At 66.3% G+C, this 11,631-nt stretch carries 9 protein-coding genes; 7 read left to right on the forward strand and 2 right to left on the reverse strand.

All coding sequences use genetic code 11. The features are described 5' to 3' along the window. Positions 1-8 precede the first annotated feature (8 nt). From U5782_RS35350 to U5782_RS35360, 3 genes are read left to right on the forward strand one after another with little or no spacing between them, the layout of a single operon-like run. A complete protein-coding gene (locus tag U5782_RS35350) occupies positions 9-1,343 on the forward strand; it encodes a lipopolysaccharide biosynthesis protein (protein ID WP_322048493.1) in 1,335 nt (444 codons plus the stop codon). Beyond that, on the forward strand, positions 1,340-1,873 hold the full coding sequence (locus U5782_RS35355) for an acyltransferase (RefSeq protein WP_322048494.1): 534 nt from the start codon (positions 1,340-1,342) through the stop codon (positions 1,871-1,873). The genes U5782_RS35350 and U5782_RS35355 overlap by 4 nt, the downstream gene beginning before the upstream one ends. Continuing rightward, positions 1,870-5,508 carry a hypothetical protein gene (locus U5782_RS35360; protein WP_322048495.1) on the forward strand — a complete coding sequence of 1,213 codons (3,639 nt, stop codon included), beginning with the start codon at positions 1,870-1,872 and terminating at the stop codon, positions 5,506-5,508. Before U5782_RS35355 ends, U5782_RS35360 begins: the two co-directional genes overlap by 4 nt. Before the next feature lie 45 nt (positions 5,509-5,553). On the opposite strand, the gene U5782_RS35365 is transcribed toward U5782_RS35360, so the two are convergent. Both U5782_RS35365 and U5782_RS35370 read right to left on the reverse strand, forming a co-directional pair. Then, positions 5,554-6,597: an acyltransferase gene (locus tag U5782_RS35365; RefSeq protein ID WP_322048496.1), complete on the reverse strand. Its 1,044-nt coding sequence runs from the start codon at positions 6,595-6,597 to the stop codon at positions 5,554-5,556. A 31-nt stretch (positions 6,598-6,628) separates the two neighbouring features. Further along, positions 6,629-7,834, reverse strand: coding sequence for an acyltransferase family protein (locus tag U5782_RS35370; protein WP_322048497.1), 1,206 nt, complete (start codon positions 7,832-7,834; stop codon positions 6,629-6,631). Positions 7,835-8,143: 309 nt separating this feature from the next. On the opposite strand from U5782_RS35370, the gene galU reads away from it, so the two are divergent. The 4 genes from galU to hypD all read left to right on the forward strand — a co-directional run bounded on the left by galU (position 8,144) and on the right by hypD (position 11,623). Then, positions 8,144-9,049 carry a UTP--glucose-1-phosphate uridylyltransferase GalU gene (galU, locus tag U5782_RS35375; RefSeq protein ID WP_322048498.1) on the forward strand — a complete coding sequence of 302 codons (906 nt, stop codon included), beginning with the start codon at positions 8,144-8,146 and terminating at the stop codon, positions 9,047-9,049. After that, positions 9,046-9,564 (forward strand): GDP-mannose mannosyl hydrolase, encoded by a 519-nt coding sequence (locus U5782_RS35380; RefSeq protein ID WP_322048499.1) that lies wholly within the window; start codon positions 9,046-9,048, stop codon positions 9,562-9,564. The genes galU and U5782_RS35380 overlap by 4 nt, the downstream gene beginning before the upstream one ends. 523 nt (positions 9,565-10,087) lie before the next feature. Further along, positions 10,088-10,462 (forward strand): hypothetical protein, encoded by a 375-nt coding sequence (locus tag U5782_RS35385; RefSeq protein WP_322048500.1) that lies wholly within the window; start codon positions 10,088-10,090, stop codon positions 10,460-10,462. 90 nt (positions 10,463-10,552) lie between these two features. Next, positions 10,553-11,623 carry a hydrogenase formation protein HypD gene (gene hypD, locus U5782_RS35390; protein WP_322048501.1) on the forward strand — a complete coding sequence of 357 codons (1,071 nt, stop codon included), beginning with the start codon at positions 10,553-10,555 and terminating at the stop codon, positions 11,621-11,623. The last annotated feature ends 8 nt before the right edge of the window (positions 11,624-11,631 follow it).

Genomic DNA, 11,631 nt, shown 5'->3' on the forward strand with positions numbered 1-11,631 from the left:
CGGCTACGATGAGCACTCCACGCAGTGAGACGCCTGGCGACTCGCGCTATGCGTCAGACGATGCAACCACACCGCGCGTTTCGCGTCGGCGTGCGCTGGGCGGCTCGGCCGGGCTGACGGTCTTCGTCGCGAAGTTTCTCTCGCGCGAGGCCGTGGTGCAGGGCCTCAATTTTATCGGCGGCATTTGGGTCGTGCGCGCGCTCACGGTGCACGAGTACGCGTGGTACACGATCGCCATCACCATGCTCGGCGCAGGCAGCGTGCTGAGCGACATGGGCGTGAGCGCGGCGCTCATGAGTCTCGCGGGTCGGCTGTGGCCCGACCGGCCAAAGGTCAATCGTCTCTTCACGGTGGCCTACGAGGCGCGCGCGAAGTTCTTTGCGCTGTTTGGCACGGTGGTCTTTGGGGCGGGCTTCTTCCTGCTGACCAAATCGCAGGCTTCATGGCCGGCAGCCGCAGCCATTATGGTTTGCGTTGTGGCGGTGACGTTTTTCCAGCTCAATTTCAGCCTGCTTTCGGTGTTGCCGAAGCTGGAACAGAACCTGAAGGCGCTACAGCAGATCACGATCTCGGGCGCGGCGTTGCGCCTCGTCCTGTTGGCCGCGCTACTCATTAGCGCCAATACGCTCACGGCGCTCTTCGCCGCGCTCGTCGCGATTGCCTGGCAGGCCTGGGCGATTCGCCGCCGCTACGACATCGCCGATCAGGACACGCATTTCCCGCTGGAGGACGCGCGCGCCGAGTTCTCGAAAGTCGCGCGCCGCCAGGCGCCCGCGTCGATCTATTTCTGCATTCAAGGCCAGCTCAATGTCCTGCTGCTCGGCTATTTCGGCAGCGCCACGCAGGTCGCGCAGCTGGGGGCGCTCGGGCGTATTTCCGCGCTTCTGATGGTCGCGCAATCGCTGTTCGCCAGCATCCTCATGCCGCGTTATGCGGTGCTGAAAGACAAGGCCGACATGCTGCGCAAATACGTGCTCGCCGTGTCGGCGTTTCTGGTCTTGATCGCCGTCTTTCTGTGCGCGGCGTGGCTTTTTCCGGGCACGATGCTATCCGTGCTGGGCGGGCAGTATGCGGGACTGCATGGCGAATTGCTGCTGATTCTGGGGTCGGCGGCGCTCTACGTGATCGAGGCGCTGCTTTTCTCGCTCAACATGTCGCGCGCGTGGATCACGCCTTCGTGGATTCAGGTGGTCGTGACGCTCGCGTTCCAGGCGGTGCTGCTCGCCTTCATGCCGATCGATTCGATCGCGCGCGTCGTGATTTTTTCGTCGATCAGTCCCGTGGTGTCGATCGCCGTTTATGTGGCTTCGGCTGCACTCCATTTCGGCAGGATGGAAGGATGAAAACCGTCATCAGCGAACTGATTCTCTACGTCAACAACTTCCTCGCGAATCGCTTTCCCTCGCATTTCATACGGCGTGCCTGGTATCGCAGCGTGATGGGATTCAGCGTCGCGCCAAGCTCGGCGATCCTCATGGGCGTGACGTTCGACGCGCGGCGCGGCTTCGCGATGGGCGAGAACTCGGTCATCAACGAGGAGGCGCGCATGGATACGCGCGGCGGCATCGTACTGGGGCGCAACGTGTCGATCAGTTCGCGCGCAACCATCCTCACGGCTTCGCACGATCCAAACAGCGCGAGCTTCGCGGGCTACGAGCGTGGCGTAGTGATCGGCGATTACGCGTGGATCGGGCTGAACGCGCTCATCATGCCGGGCGTGACGATAGGCGAGGGCGCGGTGGTGGCGGCCGGCGCGGTGGTGACCGCGTCTGTCGAGCCGTATGCCATCGTGGCGGGCGTACCGGCGCGCGCGATCGGACGTCGCTACGATCAGCTCGATTACAACACGCGCTATCAACGGCTCTTCAAATGATGCAACGGCGGCGCACGCGATACGGCGAACAGACGGTGGCGCGCCGGCGCATCGCGCGCTGGAGCGTGGCGATCTGCGCGGCGATTGCGCTCACTTACTGCGCGTGGATCGCGCTCGACATGATGCGCTCGGCGGCCGTGGTGCAGGCGGCGAACGCGGTGAGTGCGGCAAGCGAGGCGAACGCCGAGGCCAGCGCGCGTGCATCGGACGGACAGGTCGCGAACGCGCAGAACGCCTTCGCGAAACGTGTCGCAGCGGGCGACCCTACGCCCATCGCGATTCATTTTTCGCTCGCGCAACCCGGCTATGTGACGCTCGTGATTGAAACGACGGAAGGTCGGCGCGTGCGTAACCTCGTGAGCGAGACACCCTTTCCCGCGGGCGATAACACGGCCTGGTGGGACGGCCTCGACGATCTGGGCCGCGATCCCGATGCCGCCGCACACGCCGAATATCGCATTCCTGGGCGGGTCGTCGCGCCGGGCACCTATCGCGTGCGTGGTCTCGTGCGGCCAGCGCTGAAGGCGCTCTACGAGTTCAACCCCTACGATCCTGGGCGGCCGCCGTGGAAGACGGCTGAGCGCAGCAGCGAATGGCTCGCGAATCATGCCGCGCCTTCGGCGGTGTTGTTCGTACCGGGCGGCGTGAGGGGCACCTCGCACGCAGGCGCCGACGGCGCGATGCTGGTGGGCAGCTACGTGACCGAAGGCGGCAGTGGGCTTGCGTGGCTGGATACGCAGGGGCGCAAGCGCTGGGGGCAGACGTGGCTGGGCGGCGTCTGGACGGGCGCGACGCAACTCGCGCGCGATATCGGCCCGCATGCCGTGCCAGGCGTGTACGCCTATGCGGCCACGTCGTGGCGCGGCGACCAGCCCGGCGATCACTACAGCGAATTGCGCCTGAACGCGCTCATGACGGCAAGCGCACAACGCAGCGCCCCCGCCGACGCGCGCCTGGGTACGGGCGAGGACGTGCCGGTTTTGACGCCCGCGTATCGTATCGACGAATCGGCCGACACGCCGAAGCCGCCCCCGGACGATCCCTATCCCGAGCGTCACGCGGCGGTGAGCGGACTGGCGGCGCACGATGGGCTCGTCGTCGTGTCGTTGCGCGCGTTGAATCAACTGCTATTCGTCGATGCGGCGCGGCATCGCGTGGTGCAGCGCGTAGCGCTCGCGGACCCGCGCGGGCTTGCGTTCGATGTGCAAGGGCATTTGCTGGCGTTGTCGGGCACGCGTCTAGTGCGGCTCGATGCGAATCTCGATGACGGCGGGCAACTGCATGTGTCTTCGCCGCAAGCCGTGATTGCAACGGGCCTCGATGATCCGCAAGCGTTATGCGTCGGTCCAGACGGCGCGATCTACGTGAGCGATTGGGGCGCGAGCCATCAGGTGAAGGTGTTCGATGCTGCGGGCAAGCCGTTGCGTGCAATCGGTCACGCGGGCGCGCCTGCGGTGGGGCGCTACGATTCGCAGCATATGAATCATCCCGCAGGGATGTCGCTCGATAGCACCGGGCATCTTTGGGTCGCCGAGAACGACAAGACGCCCAAGCGCGTGAGTGTCTGGGACGTCGCGAGCGGCCGACTCGTGAACGCTTTTTATGGGCCGCCGCGTTACGGCGGTGGCGGCACGCTCGATCCGCGCGATCGCACACGCTTCTACTACGCCGACGAGGCGGGCGGCATCGAGTTCAAGCTCGACTGGAGCAAGGGCACGGGCGTGCCCGAGGCAATCTATTACCGCGCCGATCGCGACGATCTCGGCCTGAACGGCAGCGATACGGGCGGGATGCCCGACTATCCGCTCTATCGCGGCGGCGAACGCTACCTGACGAATGCGCACAGCGCCCAGGTCAGCGGCAGGCCGAGCGCGATCCTCTGGCATCTGGGCGCGGATGGCGCGGCGCATGCGGTGGCGGCGGCGGGCAGCACCTTCGACAGCGCGGGCAAACCGCTGCCCGCATTCGCGACCGATGCGATGCGCGCCCGCATGCCGCCGGGCAGCGATCCCCAGCATCGCGCGCTGCTGTTTCTATGGCGCGACACGAATGGCGACGGCCGCATCACGCCCGACGAAGTGACGTTCTGGCAACCGCAAGGCGAAGCGCGCGGCAACGCGGCGATGCTCGGCAACGTGACGGTACTGGACGATCTTTCATTCGCGATTGCCTATGCGGGCAGTGCGGCGGTGATGGTGCCCGCTATCTCGCTGGGGCCGCGCGGCGTGCCCGTCTACGACCTCGCGCATGCGAAGACGCTGGCGACCAACGTGCAGGCGCCCGTGAGCACGGGCGGCGGCCAGGTGCTGGTGAGTCGCGACGGCTGGACCATCCTCACGACGCCGCCCGCGCCGTTCGCACCCCAAGGCATCGCGGGCGTGCGCGCGAACGGGGAGGCATGGTCGTATCCGAGTTTGTGGCCGGGCTTGCACGCTTCGCATGCCGCGCCGGTGCCCGGGAAGCCGGGTGAATTGATCGGCACGACGCGCGTGCTCGGCAATCCGTTCGATGCGCCTGCACCTTCGGATGCCGGGTCGCTCTGGGCGATCAACGGCAACGAGGGCAGCGTCTATCTCTTCACGGCCGACGGCCTGTTCGTCGCGACGCTTTTCAAGGACACGCGACTCGACACCGCGCCGCCGCCGCCGAACGCAACGCGCGGCATCGACCTTTCGGCGGTGAGCCTCGGGCCGGAGTGTTTCCATCCAACCATCGTGCGCGCCGACGACGGCAACGTGTATATGCAGGCGGGGTCGACCGCGCCGTTGCTGCGTATCGTCGGGCTTGAAGGCGTGCGGCGGCTGCCCGATCAACAGATCGCGGTGAGCGCGGAACAACTCGTGGAGGCGCAGCGCGAAGCGCGCGAATCCGCCGCCCGCATCGCGAGTGCGAACGTGGGCAATACCGTGCTCGACGTCGCCTTGCACGCTGACGCGAGCGCGCAGAACTGGCCCGATTCGGCGACACAATGGGCGACGATCGATACGCGCTCGATTCAGGTGGGCGATTGGGGTCATCAGGATAGCGAAACGAAAGCCGCGCTCGCCGTGTTCAGCGACCGGCTCTATATCGCCGTGACGACCGACTCGCCCACGCTGCTCGACAACAGCGGCGAGGCCTTGCAGAACCTGTTCGCCACGGGCGGCGGCATCGACCTGATGCTGGGCGCGAATGCGGACGCGGACCCGAATCGCAGCAACGCGGTGCAGGGGGACGAGCGACTTGTGGTCTCGCGCGTCCACGATATGACCAAGGCGATGCTCTATCGCCCGGTGGCGCCCTCCGACGGGCTTGCGCCAATCACGTATAGCTCGCCGCTGCGCACGCTTCATTTCGATCGCGTCGATGAGGTGAGCGACAAGGTCGATGTGTCGATCGAACGTCAGGCGGGCGGGAACGCGCCGAGCGTGCTGTACAAGATCTCGGTGCCGCTGGGCGTGCTCGGCCTCAACGCCACGGCGGGACGCACGCTGGCGGGCGATATCGGCGTGTTGCGCGGCAACGGCTTTCAGACCTTGCAGCGTGCGTACTGGTCGAATAAGGCGGGCGGCCTGGTCAGCGACCTGCCAGGAGAGGCGGAACTCACGCCTAATCTGTGGGGCAAGTTGCGTTTCGTGGATGCGGCGAGTCAGTGATGTGAGGCTTTGCTGAGCGGCGCATTGAACGGCGGCAGCCGCCGCTCAATGTGCGAGCGAACGGGCAGCGGGTTGTTTGCGCGTCAGGCGACGGGTCTTCACGAAGCGTTCGCGTGCATGGCTGCATGGGCGGTCGACGTAAAGGGTGATGGCGAACGCCGCCGCATAGGAAATCACCACGAGGGGCAGCGTGGCGAGCGCGCGCGAAACATGGGGCAACGCAGAAATCTGCGGGAGGTAATGCGAGACGTAGAGCAGCGGCAGCCAATGCACGAGATAGAGCGAGTACGAGGCATCGGAAAGCAGCCGATCGAATTTGCCGCTGCGCACGCCGAGTGTGCCGAGCGCAAAGGGCAACGCAACCGCCGCGAGCGCGGCATTAAGCAGCGGATTCCACGCGAGATAGATCGCGCCACGATGCGCACCGCCGAACAGCACGGGACGCAAGGCGGGCACGCACGCGAACAGCACGACGATGCCCAGCGCCAGCGCGCCGGAAGCCAGTGCGACGCGGCGGCCCGGGCGCAAGCCAGGATAGCGCGCGGCCAGCATGCCCGCGAGAAACCACGGCAAATAGGAGGTCGAAGCGCGATCGTAGAAAAGCGCGAACGACGCCACACTCACGCCCGCGCAGAGCACGACGGCAAGCAACGCGCGCCGTTGCAGCAGCGCGATCACGAACGGCGCGACCAGGTAGAACTGCAACTCGATATCGAGCGACCAGGCGGGCACGAGCGGTGCGCCGCCCGCCGTGTTGTAGCCGAGCACGACGAAGCTCGAAACGAGCGCGAGCGGTTCGGGCGGCATGAAGGGCTCGGCGGGCGCGACGACGAGCGGTAGCAGGAACGACACCGCGAGCGCGGCGAAACTGCATAGCAGAAAGACCGGCGCGAGCCGCCACGCACGCGAGACGATGAAGGTCGCGTAGGGTTCGCGCGTGGCTGCGTACTTGTTTTGCCACATCGTGAACACCCAATAGCCGCTCAGTGCGAAGAACAGATAGACCGGCATGTGGCCGATGCCGAAACTGCTGTAGTGAAAGACCACGACGAGGGTCGCGAGCAAAAAACGCAGAGCGCCGGGCGCCATGTTTCTCCCTCCTGTTGCAAACCGCCGGGGGTCAGGCTTCGGACGCCGGAGAACGCGACGTTTCGACCTGCAAGGCGGGGCGCGCGCGCAACAGCGTATCGAGTGCGTGACGCACGCGCGGCGTGTGCCGCTCGGTGAGCAGCGAAATGGCGTAGCAGTACGCATAGACCAGCGCAACGGCCACGGCGAAGAGCGTTATGCCGCGCGCGTCGGGACGCTGCCCGAAATGCAGGCCGAAGCTTTGCGCCGCTATCGCGCAGAGCAATAGCAGCGCCGGGAAATGAAGCAGATAAGTGGTGTACGAGAACTCGGCGAGTTGCCGGTGCCATGTCGCGAAGGGCAGGCCATGCGCGAGACGGCTCGCGCTTGCGAGCGCAGCCGCATAGGCGATGCCCAGCACGAAGTCGCGTGCGAACGCCGCGAGCAGATTCGACTCGATCGCGTTAATCCCGTGCGTGAGGCGCGAAGCGGCCAGCGCGAGCGCGAACAGTGCGAAGCCCGCGAGCGGCGGCGGCCGCCATGCGGTCGAATTGACCCAGCGAAAGGTCAGGACACCGATCAACCAGACGGCGCCCCACAGCATGACGGAAAACGGCAATAGCACCGCGAGTGCACAGGCCGCCACGGCCCAACCCAGACGCCGGCCGCGTTCGCTCGTGAGCGCGGCGGCGCCGAGTGCGAACACGCAGTAGTACCACCACTCGCAGGCGAGACTCCAGAGCGGCCCATTGCTGCCGAGTGTTTGCGTGAGCACGCCCTGCATCATGAAGAGATTGCCGAGAAGCGTGGGCAGGTTCATCGCGGAGGCGATCACATAGGTGATCGTCGCGATGGGCGGCTCGGGCATCGACGTGTAGATGCCGCTGGTGTTGAACCAGCGCAGGCCCACGCAATCGAGCGCGATGCCGATGAGCAGAGCGGGCAGCAAGGTCGTATAGATGCGACTCGCGCGCGCGGAGGCATAGGCGCGCAGATCCGGGCCGCGCCGCTGCCAGCGCTGCAGCGTGGTGCCGCCCACCAGAAAGCCGCTGATGACGAAGAACACCACTACGGCTTCGTGGCCGAGGCCGGTGAAGAAGTACAGCGCGCGCGCGAGCGGACCCTGCGCGCCCGAGGTACCCGACGCAGCGGACGCGGCGAAATCCGCGAGCACGAGCGAACGCGCGTGATTGACGACCACGAGCAACGCGGCGAACCAGCGCGATAGATCGAGGAAGGTGGTGAGCCCTGCTTTCATCGTGGCGACTTTCCAGGCGAACGCAAGCGGCCGTCCGCGAAGGCTGAAGGATTCGAACGATGCTACTGCCGTAAAAGCGCCGTTGTACGCCAGGGTCTCGGCGTTGTGCGACATCGACACCCTGCCAGCGCGTGACGCTCGCCGCGTGCGTGCGCTGGCGCTCGAAACTCCGTAGAAACCCGGGGTGCGTGGCTGCGAGCGGCGAGGCCTTGGCGAGCGCACAGGAGCGCGTGCCCATACGCTGCGATTGACGGGGCACGGCCCGCCAATCACACGACAACTACCGACCATCACGTCGAGGAAACAACGATGCGCACAATACGCAAGGCGGTCTTTCCGGTCGCGGGTCTCGGCACGCGTTTTCTACCGGCCACCAAGGCAAGCCCGAAAGAGATGCTGCCGATCGTGGACAAACCCTTGATCCAGTACGCCGTGGAAGAAGCCGCCGCGGCGGGCGTGACCGAAATGATCTTCGTGACCGGGCGTAGCAAGCGCGCCATCGAAGACCACTTCGACAAGTCCTACGAAATCGAAGCCGAGCTCATGAGCCGCGGCAAGACCGAATTGCTGCGCGTCGTGCAGAGCATCAAGCCGCGCCACGTCGATTGCCTGTTCGTGCGCCAGGCCGAAGCGCTGGGTCTCGGCCATGCAGTGCTGTGCGCGGAGAAGATCGTCGATGGCGAGCCGTTCGCCGTGATCCTCGCCGACGATCTGCTCGACGGACAGCCGCCCGTGCTCTCGCAGATGCTCGACGTGTTTGGGCACTACGCGTGTTCGGTGGTGGGCGTCGATCAGATCGAGCCGCAGGAAAGCCGCTCGTACGGCGTGATCGACGGGCGCGCGTGGGACGACCGCATCTTCCGCATGAGCGGCATCGTCGAAAAGCCGGCACCCGAAGCGGCGCCCTCGCGTCTGGGCGTGGTGGGGCGCTATGTTTTCACGCCTGGCATCTTCGAGCACCTGCGTCGCGTGACACCGGGCGCGGGCAACGAAATCCAGCTCACCGACGCGATTCTCTCGTTGATCGCACGCGAGCAGGTGCTTGCGTATCGCTTTCGGGGCAAGCGTTACGACTGCGGCAGCAAGCTCGGCTATCTGAAGGCGAGCGTCGAGTTTGCGCTGCGCCACCCGGAAGTGGGCGAGGGCTTCGAGCGCTACCTCGAAGAACTGGCTTTCGAGAACGAGGCGGCCGCGCAGCGGGCGAAAGTGGCATGAGCGCCGCGCCGCTTGCCCTTGTGCGCCCGACGGCTGAGCGTGCGCAGGACGACGGCTCGCCGCCGCTCGATGAAGGCGATTTCCTCGCGGCCGTGCGCCTCGCGCCGCTGGTGGCGATCGACCTGATCGTCACCGACGATGCGGGCCGCGTGCTGGTGGGCTTTCGCCGCAACCGACCCGCGCGCGGCAGCTGGTTCGTGCCGGGCGGGCGCATCCGCAAGAACGAAACGCTCGATGCGGCCTTCACGCGCATCGTCGAGGCCGAGCTGGGGCTGGCCGAAGTGGCGCGTCGGCAGGCGTCGTTCTACGGGCTCTACGAGCATCATTACCCGGACAATTTCGCGGGCCGCGAGGGCGTGCCGACGCACTACGTCGTGCTCGCGCACATCATGGCCGTCAAGGACACGGCGAGCGTGGGCCGGCTCGATCAGCACAGCGAATACGCGTGGGTCGCGCCGGAAGCGCTGCTGGTGCGCGACGATGTGCATGAGAACACCAAGGCGTATTTCCGCTGAGCGGCCCGGTGTGCGAGCCGCGTTGGTGCACTGCGAGGTTTTCCTTTGCGGACAGACACTTGCGTGAACCGCCCAAAGGTTATCAACAGGGCTGTGAACAAAATCTGTGGATAATTTGCGGGCGGTGGGTGGTGGTTGTGGCGCGGGGTTTAATGTCTTGTTCTTTTGCGTCAATGAGTTAGGGGCGATTTCCCGGTGTTGCCCACAAGGCTGTGAACAAAAACTGTGGATAAATCCGGGCGCGCCGTTATCGCCCCGGCGCTCGAAACGGCATACACCCCAGCGCTACCGTATCAGCCCGCAACGGTCTTGCAACATAAGGCAAGATTTCCCGCACCGCCCCGCGCCAGGCCGCCTGCACCGCAGGCCTTCGCTCGACACGGCTTCCCGCCCCTTTCGCTTGCGCAGGATCAATCCCGCTCCGCGCCCCTCCTGCGCTGCGAAGCGAGATGCTGCTACCTTTCGCGGTCGTTTTCGCCGCGTGCGCACGCGTGTGTGCAGCCTCGCCCCGTTCAGGATTGCCATGCCCCGCTTAACCCGCTTTGCCGGTCCCTCAGCCGCCGATCCCTTCGCGCCACACGGCCCGCGAGCCGCCATCGGCCTGCCCGCGCGCATCGTGTATGCCGAAGGCCTCGCCGCTCAGGCCGCCACGCGCCACGGCGCCTGCGCACTCGATCTGTCGCGCACTGGTCCGCTGCCAGCGGGCGCATGGGTGCTGGCACTGCGCGGCGCGGCGCGTGCCGTCATCGACAGCGAGCGGGCGCGCGAAATCGACGCCACGCTCGATCTGCTCGATGCCGTCGCGCGCGGCGAACTCGACGACACCCATACGCCGAGCAGTCTCGTCGGTTATCTGGCCGCGCTGCAACGAAAAGCCGGCACATCGCATCTTGAATAAACAAAGGAATCCGAACATGTTTTCCGCGACACGCTCCGGTGCACGACCCGGGAACGCGCGCCCAGCCGATGTCCGCGAGACCATCGGCCGATGAAACTCGCCGACGACATTCGCCACAACGCCATCGCACGCGGACTGTGCGCGCGCCTGCACGAAGCCGTCGAACTGCGCCGCCGCTATCGCCTGATCAGCTTTTGCCACAGTCACGCGCAGGCGATCACGCGGCACGGTCTGGGCGCGCTGCTGCCGTCGCAGATCGAACTGATCCACGGCCCAGGCTGCCCCGACTGCATCCTGCCCGCCGCCCAGATCGACGCCGCGATCGATCTCGCGTGCTCGCGCGGCGTGACGCTGTGCGCCAGCGACGATCTGCTGCGCGTGCCGGGCGCCCATCACACGAATCTGTTCGCTGCGCGTGCAGCGGGCGCCGACATCGTTGCCGTCGCCACCATCGCTGAGGCGCTTGCACTCGCGCGCGCGCATCCGCAACGCGACATCGTCCATCTCGCGAGCGGTTTCGAAACCACCGCGCCAGCCTCGGCCGAGGCGCTGCTACGCGCGCGCGACCTCGCACTCGGCAATTTCAGCGTGCTCAGCCACCACGTGCTGACGCCCGCAGCCATGCGTCACCTGCTCGCCGACGATGCCATCGGCGAACGCATGCAGCTCAATGGTTTCATCGCGCCTTCGCACGTCAGCCGGGTTATCGGCGTGGCGCCGTATCGCTCGATCTCATCCGATTACGTCAAGCCGATCGTGATCGCCGGGCCGGAACCGCTCGACGTGCTGCATGCCGTGCTGATGCTCGTGGAGCAAATCAACGAATGTCGCGCCGACACGGAAAACCAGTACGCGCGCGCCGTGACCGAAACCGGCGACACGGCCGCGCAACGTCTGGTGGATGAGGTGTTCGAGGTGCGCGAGTCGTTCCTCTGGCGCGGCCTCGGCCGCGTGCCGCATAGCGCGCTCACGCTGCGGCCCGCATTCGCGCAATGGGACGCCGAGCGGCGTCACGCGCTCGGCACGCCGGAAGCGATCGCGATGGAGATTTCAGCGGGTCACGCGGCGAGCGCGGCGTGCACGCCGTTCACGCCGCTCGACCCGCACCTGAGCGCCAGCGCGTGCGGCGTACGCGGGCGGTTCTGGCCGATCGCGTCATAGCCGCCGCA

It is taken from the genome of Paraburkholderia sp. J67, assembly GCF_905220265.1.
Taxonomy (GTDB): domain Bacteria; phylum Pseudomonadota; class Gammaproteobacteria; order Burkholderiales; family Burkholderiaceae; genus Paraburkholderia.